A 12,864-nucleotide genomic window follows, 5' to 3' on the forward strand; every position below is an offset into this window, starting at 1 on the left:
GCCAATAATCCTTAATATACCTTTATAGTAATTTACATGATAAGATTTAAAATAAATGATTGTTAAAAGGGGGAGTCACGATAGTAAAGTTTGCATTTTGGTTTATTGGGGCCATAGTAATTGCATTTTTAATGAGAGCAATAGGGGACTTGATATTACAAAGGGAAAATGGAAAAACAAATCCTAAATACATCCCTCATTTTATCAAAGAAAAATTAAATAGTGGGAATGTTGCTTTGTCCATAAGACACAATGATCAAACTTGGATAGATATTAACCCAAATAAGCCACTTCCTCTAGCAAGTACAGTCAAAATTATCCTAGCAATTGAATATGCAAAACAAGCAGCAGAAGGGAAAATTGATCCAAATGAGAAAGTAAAACTAAAAGAGCTAGATAAATTCTATATTCCGAAGACAGATGGGGGAGCACATGAAGAATGGATTAAACAATTGAAAGGAAATAAGATAGATAGTGTTCCATTATATGAAGTAGCCAATGGAATGATAGCTTATAGCTCTAATGCAAATACAGAATACTTAATTGAGGTACTTGGTCTTCAAAATATCAATTGTGTTCCAAAGAGTCTAGGAATCTTAAATCATGACCCTATGTATCCAACTGCAAGTGCATTATACATCCCTACTCAATTGAAAAATGAAAAAATAGGATTGTCAAAACAAGAAATACTAAAAATGATGAAAGAAATGGATATGGCTGAATATCGTAGAAGAGCGATTGATATTCATAATAAATGGGTAAAACAACCACTCTCTAATCAAGAAAAAAAACAATTATTAAAGACTTTAGATATGGATTTCCAAAAAATTTGGTCTGATCGATTGCCTCACTCTACTACAAGAGATTATGTATCGATCATGAATAAATTGAATGGTAAAACCTATTTTAAAAAAGAGGTGTATAAATATCTTGATCCTGTAATGGAGCAATTAATGAAAAACCCTAAAAATCGGGAGTGGCTTACCCATGCGGGACAAAAGGGTGGTTCTACTGCATTCGTTCTTACAATTGCAATGTATGCAACAGATAAAGAAAAAAATAAGACAGAGATTGTATTCTTTTCAAATGATTTAAGTATATTAGAGCAAAAAAAGCTCTCACAAAATCTTAATGCATTTCAATTAAAATTTTTAAAAGATGAAAAATTCCGGGCAGAAATCAAAGAAATTATCTGATTATTCTGCTTTTGTAATAAACAAGAAATTCTTGCGAGAAAAAACCTTTCGTCCAGAAACTTTACTGGATGAAAGGTTTTTTGATTGATTGTTATGTTACTCTTCATTAAAAAGTAATGAGGCTAGTTCTTCTTTTGAATGTAGAAAATCCCCTAAAGAGTATTCATCTAGAACAGCCAAATAGGCTTGTAGTGCCTTATTTAAAGCACCTTTTAAATTACAAACTGGAGAGATAATACATCCAACTGATTCAGGATTAAAACAATCCACCAAGTAGAAATCTTCCTCTGTTCGTCTAATTACTTGACCAATAATAATGTCTTGAGGCTTCATAGCAAGACGAATACCGCCACCACGACCTCGAATTGTTTCTATATATCCAAGCTTACCAAGCTCATGCGTTACTTTCATCAAATGATTCTTTGAAATTCCATATGCATCCGATATTTCTTTAATCGTGGCTAGTTTCTCGGGATTCATAGCGCCAAGATAGAGCAGGACACGCAAAGAATAATCGGTATATAAAGTTAATCGCATCCAATCCACCACCATTTCAATGACTATTATAGCATGTAAAGTAAAAATCAAGGTGATTTTAAAAGATGTATTTCAAATGTGTCTTTTTTGTTAAAGATGTATTTGAAATATTGTTTTAAAAGATATGCAGGTGTATCTTTAAGTTGTTAAAGAAAAGGAGTGTTGAACATGTTATCTCAAAAAACAATGGATATTGTAAAATCAACTGCACCCGTATTAGAAGTACACGGAAATGAAATTACTAAAACTTTCTATAAAAATTTGTTTGCCGCACATCCAGAATTATTAAATATTTTCAATCATGCTAACCAAGCAAAAGGACGCCAACAAGCAGCATTAGCAAATACAGTTTATGCAGCTGCTGTTCATATCGAAAATCTTGGAGCCATTATGCCAGTTGTACACCAAATTGCTCAAAAGCATCGTAGTTTAGGTATAAAACCTGAACATTACCCAATTGTTGGTGAGTTTTTATTAGGAGCTATTAAAGAAGTTCTTGGAGATGCAGCAACTGATGATATTATAAATGCGTGGGCTGAAGCATATGGGGTAATCGCTGATGCATTTATGTCAACAGAAGAAAATATGTATCAAGAAGCAGAAAATAAAGAAGGCGGTTGGAGATTCTTCAAAGAATTTGAAATTGCTGATAAAGTAGTTGAAAACGAAGAAATTACATCATTCTACTTAAAACCAGTTGATGGTAAAGTTTTACCTGAATACAAACCAGGACAATATATTACAGTGAAAATTGATATTCCGGGTGAAAAATTTACGCATCGTCGTCAATATAGTCTATCAAGAGCTACAAACAAAGATGCATTCCGTATTTCTGTAAAACGCGAAGATTTAAGCAATCCAGAAGGTAAAGTATCTGTTTACTTACATGAACAAGCAAAAGTTGGAGATCGTATTGAAGTAAGTGCTCCAGCAGGTGACTTCCAATTAGATTTAGCATCAAAAGCACCAGTTGCATTTATCGCAGGCGGAGTTGGAATTACACCATTAATGGCAATGTTTGATACTTTAGCTGCACTTGATCCAAATAGAAAAACAACTCTTATTCATAGTGCACGTACAGCAAAATTACATGTATTTGACAAAGAAATTTCTGCGAATTTAGAAAAAATGTCAAATGCTAGTTATATTGCTTTAAATACAGATGAAGTTGGTTACATCACAAAAGAATTTTTACAAGAAAACGTAAGTTTAGATTATGACGTATATGTTTGCGGTCCATCCGTATTTATGGAAGCAATCATTAATCACTTATACGCAATTGGGTTTAAAGAATCTCAAATTCATTTTGAATTCTTCGGACCATCACAACAATTAAAAGTACAAACAAATGCTTAATATAAAAATTCGTAAATAAACATATAGTAAAGAGCTCAAGTAGTCAGAAAAAATTTTCTGACTACTTTTTTAATTATTAATGGATGTATAACCTTAATTTTCTATTAATGAATCCTTATACCTATAAAAAATTTGTTATTCTATTACTATAGAGTTAAATACATAGAATAATTAAAAAAAGGAGACTATAAGGATGAAGAATGTGAAATTGTTAACCGCGATATTGGTTGCTATGATTGTCTGTACAATTAGTATCCATCGTGCGCATGCTCAAGAATTTGGTCCTGCTAACCCGGATAGCACGACAAAATGGGAGACAACGCCAATTATCGTCGATACGAAGAAAACTGATAAACTTAGATTATTGAAATCCGAACCACTTATTGCAGATATATCAAAATGGCAAGGGAATATAAATTGGTCAAAAGCTAGTCAAAAACTAGATTTGGTTATTATTCGTACACAACATGGCAGTACTGAAGAAGATACATATCATAAGAAAAATGAGGCTGGTGCTAAAAAATATGGAGTACCATTTGGTGTCTATGCATTTAGTTTAGCTGAATCTACAAGTGATGCAAAAGTTGAAGCAAATAATTTTTATAATCGAGCAGACAAAGATGCACAGTTTTATGTCATTGATGTAGAAAAAAACACTAGTAAATCTGGCGAAAGTATGCGAAAGATAACTAATGCATATATTCAACAACTACGAAAAAAAACAGATAAGAAAATTGGATTATATATTGCCCATCATCTATATAAAAGCTTTAATCTAGATACATCAAAAGCAGATTTTGTATGGATTCCACGATATAGTACATCTAAACCCGATTTTGCTTATGATTTATGGCAATATACAGATAAAGGTAGAATTGATGGGATTAACGCAAATGTAGATCTAAATCGATTAAATCCAAATCTAACATTGGCTGAATTATTAGCTCCTGTTAAATCGATAGAGGATACAAAAACGGATACAAAAGAAAATGAGCAACCTGTAACAGAACCAGCAAGTGTCCATACCGAATATTATTCTGTAAAACCTGCATTTATTATTACAAAAACAGCTGTTGGTGCCTATTCTTCTACGACATTTAATAACCAAACTAAGATTGGCAATGTTAAAAAGAATACGATTTTAACAATACAAGGTATCGAATATAGTTCAACTGGGTATCCAAGGTTAAAAACAATTTCAGGTAGCTATATTACAGCGAACAAATCGTATGTCATTGGACTAACATCAAAGTATAAAAATTATGTTATAACAAAACCTAACTATGTAAAATTAATAAAAAATGTTAATCAGTATAGCAATATTTCATTTACGAATTCATCAAAAGTGTCTGTCCTAAAAAAAGGAGTGACTCTTAATATAAAGGGAATTAGTTATACAGCTGCAGGTACTCCTCGCCTTCAACTCACAAATGGTAATTATATAACTGCCAATAAAAATAGTTTGATAGCATACTAAGATCCTAATATTTAGCGCAGGTTTCCAAAAGGAAATCTGTGCTTTTTTTCTGGAAAAGTTAACGATTTTTAATAGAAATGTAACTTTTGCAATGTATTTGAAGGCAAGATGTTTTATATTTTCTAGTAATAGTTTGTTATTCTTAAAATTAGCAGAAACTTATACATATAAGAATTTGTTAGAAAAATATTAAAGGAGAAAAGAGAAGTGAAAGTACTGAGGAAATTAGCGTTTATCGTAACAATGTTGATAGCAAGTCTTGTAACCTTACATACTGTATCTGCAGAAGAACTAGCACCTGCGAACCCTGACCATACAGAAAAGTGGGAAACAGAGCCAATTACAGAAAATCTATTAAGAAAAGCTTCTTCAGAGCCGACTATTGCAGATATCTCTTATTATCAAAAGGATATCGATTGGAGTAAAGCGAGTAAAGTTTTGGATTTAGTAATTATCCGAACTCAATATGGTAGTACCTTTGAAGATCCAAAGCATGCGACATATGAAGCAGGTGCAAAGAAATATGGAGTACCATTTGGTGTCTATGCATATAGTTTAGCTGAATCCTCAAGTGATGCTAAGACAGAGGCGAATAATTTTTATAATAGAGCAAGTAAGAATACAAAATTTTATGTACTTGATGTAGAAGAAAACACAAGTAAATCCGGCGAAAGTATGCGAACGATTATTAATGCATATGTAAAACAATTACGTACGAAAACAGATAAGAAAATTGGGCTGTATATAGCCAATCACTTATATGATTCATTTAATTTAGATACGTCTAAATTTGATTTTGTATGGATTCCAAGATATAACAACAGTACTGCAGCGCCATCTCATCCCTATGACTTATGGCAATATACAGACCAAGGTACAGTTTCAGGAATTAGCACATATGTAGATTTAAACCGTCTAAATCCAAAAGTTAGTTTGAGCTATCTAACTGGGACAAGTGGTATCACAACTGCAAGTAAGCCAAGATACTATACGACAAATCCAGTAAAAATAGCAACTAAGATAAAATTGAATCAATACTCATCTACAAGTTTCACTGAAGCCACAAAAGGTAAATCTATTGCAAAAAATACTTTGTTAAATATAACAGGTATTGAAAAAACATCTGCTGGTACACCAAGATTAAAACTAACAAATGGACAATATGTAACTGCTAATCGAGATTATGTCGTGAAAGTTACATCTTCAATTGATCAATATTACACAACAACACCAAGTAAAGTTCTCGTTAAATCCTATTTGTATGCATACAATAATGTCAATTTAGAAAAGAAACTTGTTGGTGTAAAGAAAAATACAATATTGACGATTAAAGACCTTGGTTATTCAACAGGTGGTACGCCTCGGCTTAAAACAGCATCTGGATCATATATTACGGCAAGTAAGGATTATGTAAGAGTCGTGACACCTAACATTACAAATTATATATATGTAAATCCAGGTAAAGTACAATTAAAGAAAAAGGTTTATCAATATACCAGCACTACCTTTACATCCGCAGCAAGAAAAACAGCACTTGCTAAAGGAAAGACGTATACAGTTAAATCTATTGTATTTAACTCTAACGGGATTCCGCGATTAAAATTAGCAAATGGTAAGTATATAACTGCTAATAAATCTTATGTAGTAGCAAAATAAGATAGTTGTATATCTGCATATAGAGAAAGTTTCTCTATATGCTTTTTTTATCAATAACTTAGTTTTAAAAAGGAGAATTTATGTCCACTAATCTATTGGATTTGGTAAATAGTTACTTTTTAATCATGTTTATCGTCGGATTTACCTTTATGGGTATTGATAAGTGGAAAGCTATAAATAGTCGATGGCGCATTCCGGAAAGACAGCTATGGTTAATAGCATGTATTGGTGGAGCAGCTGGTACGTGGCTAGGAATGATTATCTTTCGTCACAAAATTCGTCATAATCATTTTGTGTATGGTTTTACAATGCTGACTATTATTGAAGTCTTTATTCTTTATGTTATTTAGAATATTCATGATTTCTGTTATATTTCTTTTCAACATCTAGTTTTTCCTATACGATGAGTGAGGATTATATTATTTAAGAAAAAAGGTAGGCTAAACGATGGAATACACATTAAAAGTACAACTTATTCATAAAGATGCGAAAATGCCATTTCGAGCTAATCCAGGGGATGCAGGATTAGACTTATATGCAGTTGAAGATCAAATTATTAAACCAGGAGAGTCTGCATTAATTCCTACTGGGATTGTAATTGAACTACCACAAGGAACGGAAGCACAAGTTCGTCCTAGAAGTGGGCTAGCACTAAAACATTCCATTACCGTACTAAATAGTCCTGGTACTATTGACGAAGGTTATCGAGGGGAAATAAGAGTCATATTAATAAATCATGGTAAAAAGGATTTCTTAGTAGAAAAGCATATGCGAATTGCTCAAATGGTTATAGCACCCGTACTTCAAGTTCAAGTCGAACAAGTCGAACAAGTTTCAGATTCAACTCGTTCTGCACAAGGGTTTGGGTCTTCAGGCAAATTTTAATTATTTTTTGAAAATAGAGACAAATGGTATTATAATGGACATGAACAAATACTTAGGGGGCCGAAATAATGGTTCAATATGATGAAACATTAACGATGTTAAAAGAGTTAACAGATGCTCGTGCCATTGCAGGAAATGAAAAAGAGTCTCGTGATGTCATGACTAAATATATAACACCCTATGCAGATCAAGTGGAAAACGATAACTTAGGTGCTGTTATTGCTAAAAAAGTCGGCGATCCAAACGGACCTAAAATTATGGTTGCAGGACACCTTGATGAAGTCGGTTTTATGGTAACTCAAATTGATGAAAAAGGTTTCTTGAAATTTCAAACAGTTGGTGGCTGGTGGTCACAAGTAATGCTTGCTCAACGAGTGCAAGTTGTTACCCGTAAAGGTGAAACAATAGTCGGTGTCATAGGTTCAAAACCTCCGCATATTCTGCCTGCAGCTGCACGTAAAAAGCCGTATGAAATTAAAGATATGTTCATCGATATCGGTGCAACTTCAAAAGAAGAAGTAGAAAGCTGGGGCATTAAACCAGGTGATATGGTAACACCTTATTTTGAATTTACGGTGATGAAAAACGAAAAACACTTACTCGCAAAAGCATGGGATAACCGAATCGGTTGTGCAATTGCCATTGAAGTCTTAAAGGGTTTAAAGAATACACAACACCCGAATATCGTATATGGTTGCGGGGTTGTTCAAGAAGAAGTTGGACTTCGTGGCTCTAAAACAGCTGCAAACAAGATTAATCCTGATATTGGTTTTGCTGTTGATGTCGGTATTGCTGGTGATACTCCTGGAATCACCTCAAAAGAATCGAATAGTAAAATGGGTGCCGGTCCACAAATCATTATTTATGATGGCTCGATGGTGGCTCATAAAGGTTTGCGAGATCTTGTTGTGGATACAGCAGAGGAGAATAATATTCCTTACCAATTTGAAGCAATCCCTGGCGGAGGAACAGATGCAGGTTCCATTCACTTAACAGCAAACGGTGTACCTGCATTATCGATTGGTATTGCAACACGTTATATTCACTCACATGCAGGAATTTTACACCGCGATGACTTTGAAAATACAGTCAAATTAGTGATTGAAGTTATTAAAAAATTAGACCGTGAAACAGTAAATAAGATTACTTTTGAATAAAAGAAAAAGAATGAACGAGTATAAATTATTTGATTTCTTTCGCTTCTACGAATTCAAATAAAACTTAGTTATTAACTACCTCCTAACTAAAATTGTTAGGGGGTAGTTTTTTTCTTTTGCGTAGTGAAATAGTGATGAATGGAGACTGAGCGTAGCGAGGAAGAAGCTGAGGACGTGCTCGCGGAAAGCGTCTGTCTGGAACGGAAATCCGCGGCTTTAAATGAAAAAAGCGAGTACGAGAACAATTAATTCGTTCTAATACTCACAATAAGAATTAGAAAGGACTTCTTCAGTATCCTCAGTCTTTTTAGATAATAATTGTTGTCGTCTAATACTGATAAGTGATACGATTAAACAAATAGAAGAAATGAGGTGGCAGATTGGGTAGAGACCGTAAGTTTTCAACAATCGATCTTTTCATAGCTACAAAGAAACAAATTCTTCAAGTTGGCTACGATGGCTTTACAATCAGCCATTTAGCAGAGACTTTAGAAGTATCACGAGCAGCCATTTATAAACAATATATAAACAAAGACGAATTATTAATAGATTTTATGTTGTATGAGATGGATAAAAGTGTAGGTGATTTAAAACAAGTTAGACGAGAAGGTACATTTGAACAACAGCTTGAGGATTTATTAAATCGTATGGCTCATTTCAATGAGTTACATCAAATCCTAGGAATGGTTTCACTTATTCAAGATGTATCTGAGGAAATCATTCGAAAAAAAGCAAAACTATCATCTATGCATAAGGATTTGTATGAGCCTTTATTAAGAATTGTTACAAATGGTAAGAGAGAAAAAAATATCGATCCTTCGATCCCTGACTCTTTAGTATTAGGATTTATTTTTCAAACAATTGATATTCCTAAACAACCAAATTTATCTACAGAAGAGCAACTTCAATATATAAAACAATTAATATTACATGGCGTATGCGGAGAAAATAAGTGACACAAGTGTAACTTATGTGTATAATAGATTTGTAAGTATTTTTGATTTTTTTAAAGTCAAAAGTGACATGAGTGTAACTTATAAGGAGGAAATAAATCCATGTTTTTAGCATTAAAAGAGTTAAAACACGCAAAACTGCGCTATACATTGATGAGTATCATCATCGTATTAATCGCATGGTTAGTCTTTATTTTATCTGGACTTGGTAATGGTTTATCTACACTAAGTGCAGCTGCAGTAAAGAATTTAGATGCAGATTATGTAGTATATGAAGATGGTGCCAAAGCAACATTTAGTAAATCGTTAATATCTAATTCGTTAGTAGACGATGTTAAGAAAAATAAAGACGTCAAAGATGCAACACCATTTGGTGCATCTATGGCTGCCATTTCTCATGGTAAAAAAGATGAGGAAAAAACAGATATCGCTGTATTAGGTATTAATCCAGGTGAATTTATCGAACCTAAAGTAATTGAAGGTAAACAATTAGATCCAGATGTAAAAAATGGAGTACTTGCTAACGATACTTTAAAAGATAAAGGATATAAAATTGGTGACGAAGTTCAAGTAGATAGCTCTACTATTAAACTAAAAATTATTGGTTTCGTAGAAGGAGAAACTTATAACCATTTACCAGTATTGTTCTCAAACGTTGATCAATGGAGAGATTATGCATTTGCTGCACCAGGATCAAACAACGGAATCAAAGATGTGGTAAATGCAATTGTTGTACAAGCACCAGATTTAGACCCAGCACAATTAGATAAATCTATTAATGGTATTGAAACTGTAACAAAAAGTGCGGCAATTAACGGTATGCCAGGTTACATGGAAGAAAACGGAACGATTTTAATGATGCTTGCATTCTTAATCGTTATTTCTGCTTTTGTTATCGCAGTATTCTTCTATGTTATTACAATTCAAAAAACACAACAATTTGGTGTAATGAAAGCTATTGGTGCAAGTAGCGGATTCATCACAAAAGCCATCGTATCACAAGTATTCGTTTTATCAGTTATTGGTATTTTGATAGGGGTTGCATTAACCTACTTAACAGCTCTTATCTTCCCAGAGAATATGCCATTTGATCTAGACGGCAAACTAGTTGTTTTATATGGTATCGCCTTACTTGTTATTAGCTTGTTAAGCTCACTTATTTCAGTCCGTCAAATCGCCAAGATTGATCCATTAACTGCATTAGGGAGAGTGGAATAAATGAATGGATTGCAGATTAAAAATGTTACAAAAACCTATAAAGAAGGAAATTCTTCTATTACAGCATTAAATCATGCTTCTATGGATGTAAAACCAGGAGAATTTGTAGCTATTGTTGGACCATCAGGTTCTGGTAAAAGTACACTTTTATCTATTGTTGGCGCATTATTAAAACCAACTTCAGGAACTGTTAATATCAATGATAAAGAAGTTACTAATCTATCTTCAAAAGCGTTGTCAAAATTCCGTTTACAAGAAATTGGTTTTATCCTACAAAGCTCAAATTTAATCCCTTATTTAAGCGTAGTAGATCAACTAATTTTAGTGAAGAAAATGACAGGTAAAGTAACAAAAGAAGATCAAGAAAAAGCTAAAAAATTATTGACTGAACTTGGATTAGGCGATAAATTGAAAAAGTATCCAAATGAACTTTCCGGTGGGGAACGTCAACGTGTTGCAATCGCTCGTTCATTGATGAATGACTCTAATGTTATTCTAGCTGATGAACCAACTGCTAGTTTAGATTCTAAACGTGCACACGAAGTCGTAAAATTAATCGCGGATGAAGTAAAAAAACGCAACAAAGCAGCCATCATGGTAACCCATGATGAACGTATGTTAGCATACTGCGATAAAGTGTATAAAATGGAAGACGGTACTTTAACTTTACAAAAATAATTTTAACTGTGTTACATGTTTTTTCATGATTGTAATACACTAAAATAGATAAAAAATACGAAAATTAAGGAGAGATTTAACATGTTCGTTATTACAAACCGTATTAAAACTAAAAAAGGATTCGCTAGTCGTATGGCACCAGCTTTCACAGCTGATAAACAAATCGGGGAATTCAAAGGATTTATCAAAACTGAAGTTTTAGTTTGCACATCTAATGAAGAATTCGATGAAATGGATGTTAATATGTATTGGGATAATTTAGAAAACTTTAATGCTTGGCGTGAAAGTGATGCTTTCAAAAATGCACACAAACAATCACCTAGTGATGCTGCAAAAGAATCACCTTTACTTGGTAGCCAAATTGTAATTTCTGAAATTGCTTCTTCTACTGAAAACAAATAAGTAAATTATTTGTAAGAGTTAACAAATTTAGAAATTGAATGTATATGTTACTTTAAAATAGCATTCCTTTAAAATCCTTTACGTTATATCGTAAAGGATTTTAATTTTTTGAAAAAATTATAAAAATACAATTGATTTAATATTTATTCATATGTATAATGGTTTTTATCACAAGAAATGTAAGGAGCGATTTTGATGAAATTATTAGAACTTGTTCAACTTAAATTGGTGACTTCTTTAAAAGATAAAGATTTACTAGCACTTGCAGACTACACAAGCGAGGAAGTAAAAGGTTTACTTGATCTTGCTATGAAGCTAAAAGTGATTACAAAAGAAGGCAGTTGTCCTCCGTTATTAGAAGGCAAAACATTAGGAATGATTTTCGAAAAAAATTCAACTCGTACACGTATTTCATTTGAAGTTGGGATGAATCAACTAGGTGGTAAAGGGATGTATATGAATGCACGCGACTTGCAAATCGGTCGTGGTGAATCTATTCATGATACAGGTCACGTATTATCAGGCTACCTAGACGGAATTATGATTCGTGCAAACTCACATGAAATGGTAGAAGAACTAGCAGAACATGCTTCAATTCCTGTTATCAATGGTTTAACAGATCTTGCTCATCCTTGCCAAGCTTTAGCAGATTTAGAAACAATCGCTGAAGAAAAAGGCGAATTGAAAGGTTTGAAATTAGCTTATGTTGGTGATGGCAATAATGTAGCTCACTCTCTTGTAGTTGCATGTGCACATGTTGGAATTGACGTTGTTGTTGCAACTCCGAAAAATTACGAACCTAATGAAGCAATCATGAAAAAAGCATCAGAAATTGCATCGAAAAACGGAAGCACTGTTGCACATACTTATGATCCTGTAGAAGCTGCAAAAGATGCAGATGTCATTTATGCAGATGTGTGGACATCAATGGGCCAAGAAGAAGAAGCAGCAAAACGTTTAGAAGATTTCAAAGGATATCAAATTAATGATGAACTTGTAGCGCATGCTAAAAAAGATTACATGTTCCTTCACTGCTTACCTGCCCATCGTGAAGAAGAAGTTGCAACATCTGTTATTGATGGACCGAACTCTTTCATCTTCCAACAAGCAGAAAATCGCCTTCATGCACAAAAAGCAGTTCTTGCCTCTATTTTAGGGGAATAAAAAGTACATGTAATATAAAGGTCGGTAAGATGCTAACTAATAAAAGTTCCATTATATAAATAAAGTGCCGTATTTCATTGTATTCAATTGAAATACGGTAATTTTATTAAAAAATCGTGTTCCAAGAGCAGAGTAATTCTACTGCTCTTTTTTTACTACTTAGAATTTCCCAATCTAAAAATATA

General features: G+C 33.1%; 13 protein-coding genes. 12 read left to right on the forward strand and 1 reads right to left on the reverse strand.

Annotated features, from left to right (window positions below; genetic code table 11):
• The first annotated feature begins 149 nt into the window (after positions 1 to 149).
• Complete coding sequence (locus D1606_RS16735; RefSeq protein ID WP_233548156.1) at positions 150 to 1,196, forward strand: serine hydrolase; 1,047 nt, start codon at positions 150 to 152, stop codon at positions 1,194 to 1,196.
• A gap of 96 nt (positions 1,197 to 1,292) precedes the next feature.
• Here D1606_RS16735 and D1606_RS16740 read toward each other — a convergent pair whose 3' ends face one another.
• Positions 1,293 to 1,733, reverse strand: a complete 441-nt coding sequence (locus D1606_RS16740) for an Rrf2 family transcriptional regulator (protein WP_119417157.1) — start codon at positions 1,731 to 1,733, stop codon at positions 1,293 to 1,295.
• Between the two features lie 168 nt (positions 1,734 to 1,901).
• On the opposite strand from D1606_RS16740, the gene hmpA reads away from it, so the two are divergent.
• From hmpA to argF, 11 genes are all read left to right on the forward strand, one after another.
• The gene (hmpA, locus tag D1606_RS16745; protein ID WP_119417158.1) at positions 1,902 to 3,089 is read left to right on the forward strand and encodes an NO-inducible flavohemoprotein; all 1,188 of its coding nucleotides are present in this window, start codon (positions 1,902 to 1,904) and stop codon (positions 3,087 to 3,089) included.
• 193 nt (positions 3,090 to 3,282) lie between these two features.
• Positions 3,283 to 4,566, forward strand: a complete 1,284-nt coding sequence (locus D1606_RS16750; RefSeq protein ID WP_119417159.1) for a DUF5776 domain-containing protein — start codon at positions 3,283 to 3,285, stop codon at positions 4,564 to 4,566.
• A gap of 207 nt (positions 4,567 to 4,773) precedes the next feature.
• Positions 4,774 to 6,222: a DUF5776 domain-containing protein gene (locus D1606_RS16755; RefSeq protein ID WP_119417160.1), complete on the forward strand. Its 1,449-nt coding sequence runs from the start codon at positions 4,774 to 4,776 to the stop codon at positions 6,220 to 6,222.
• Between the two features lie 80 nt (positions 6,223 to 6,302).
• The gene (locus D1606_RS16760; protein ID WP_119417161.1) at positions 6,303 to 6,572 is read left to right on the forward strand and encodes a DUF1294 domain-containing protein; all 270 of its coding nucleotides are present in this window, start codon (positions 6,303 to 6,305) and stop codon (positions 6,570 to 6,572) included.
• Between the two features lie 97 nt (positions 6,573 to 6,669).
• Positions 6,670 to 7,107, forward strand: a complete 438-nt coding sequence (gene dut / locus D1606_RS16765) for a dUTP diphosphatase (RefSeq protein WP_119417162.1) — start codon at positions 6,670 to 6,672, stop codon at positions 7,105 to 7,107.
• A 68-nt stretch (positions 7,108 to 7,175) separates the two neighbouring features.
• The gene (locus D1606_RS16770) at positions 7,176 to 8,264 is read left to right on the forward strand and encodes a M42 family metallopeptidase (RefSeq protein WP_119417163.1); all 1,089 of its coding nucleotides are present in this window, start codon (positions 7,176 to 7,178) and stop codon (positions 8,262 to 8,264) included.
• Positions 8,265 to 8,644: 380 nt separating this feature from the next.
• Positions 8,645 to 9,220 carry a TetR/AcrR family transcriptional regulator gene (locus tag D1606_RS16775; RefSeq protein WP_119417164.1) on the forward strand — a complete coding sequence of 192 codons (576 nt, stop codon included), beginning with the start codon at positions 8,645 to 8,647 and terminating at the stop codon, positions 9,218 to 9,220.
• A gap of 99 nt (positions 9,221 to 9,319) precedes the next feature.
• Positions 9,320 to 10,435, forward strand: coding sequence for an ABC transporter permease (locus D1606_RS16780; protein WP_119417165.1), 1,116 nt, complete (start codon positions 9,320 to 9,322; stop codon positions 10,433 to 10,435).
• Positions 10,436 to 11,113, forward strand: a complete 678-nt coding sequence (locus D1606_RS16785; RefSeq protein ID WP_119417166.1) for an ABC transporter ATP-binding protein — start codon at positions 10,436 to 10,438, stop codon at positions 11,111 to 11,113.
• 81 nt (positions 11,114 to 11,194) lie between these two features.
• Positions 11,195 to 11,515 (forward strand): heme oxygenase, encoded by a 321-nt coding sequence (locus tag D1606_RS16790; protein WP_119417167.1) that lies wholly within the window; start codon positions 11,195 to 11,197, stop codon positions 11,513 to 11,515.
• 195 nt (positions 11,516 to 11,710) lie between these two features.
• Complete coding sequence (gene argF, locus D1606_RS16795) at positions 11,711 to 12,679, forward strand: ornithine carbamoyltransferase (protein ID WP_119417168.1); 969 nt, start codon at positions 11,711 to 11,713, stop codon at positions 12,677 to 12,679.
• The last annotated feature ends 185 nt before the right edge of the window (positions 12,680 to 12,864 follow it).

The organism is Rummeliibacillus sp. POC4 (genome assembly GCF_003576525.1).
GTDB lineage: Bacteria > Bacillota > Bacilli > Bacillales_A > Planococcaceae > Rummeliibacillus.

Excerpts from the sequence above, each read along its gene's own strand:
- D1606_RS16740 (WP_119417157.1), bottom strand. The coding sequence starts at position 1,733 with ATGCGATTAACTTTATATACCGATTATTCTTTGCGTGTCCTGCTCTAT.
- hmpA (WP_119417158.1), top strand. The coding sequence starts at position 1,902 with ATGTTATCTCAAAAAACAATGGATATTGTAAAATCAACTGCACCCGTA.
- D1606_RS16750 (WP_119417159.1), top strand. The coding sequence starts at position 3,283 with ATGAAGAATGTGAAATTGTTAACCGCGATATTGGTTGCTATGATTGTC.
- D1606_RS16760 (WP_119417161.1), top strand. The coding sequence starts at position 6,303 with ATGTCCACTAATCTATTGGATTTGGTAAATAGTTACTTTTTAATCATG.
- dut (WP_119417162.1), top strand. The coding sequence starts at position 6,670 with ATGGAATACACATTAAAAGTACAACTTATTCATAAAGATGCGAAAATG.
- D1606_RS16770 (WP_119417163.1), top strand. The coding sequence starts at position 7,176 with ATGGTTCAATATGATGAAACATTAACGATGTTAAAAGAGTTAACAGAT.
- D1606_RS16780 (WP_119417165.1), top strand. The coding sequence starts at position 9,320 with ATGTTTTTAGCATTAAAAGAGTTAAAACACGCAAAACTGCGCTATACA.
- D1606_RS16785 (WP_119417166.1), top strand. The coding sequence starts at position 10,436 with ATGAATGGATTGCAGATTAAAAATGTTACAAAAACCTATAAAGAAGGA.
- D1606_RS16790 (WP_119417167.1), top strand. The coding sequence starts at position 11,195 with ATGTTCGTTATTACAAACCGTATTAAAACTAAAAAAGGATTCGCTAGT.
- argF (WP_119417168.1), top strand. The coding sequence starts at position 11,711 with ATGAAATTATTAGAACTTGTTCAACTTAAATTGGTGACTTCTTTAAAA.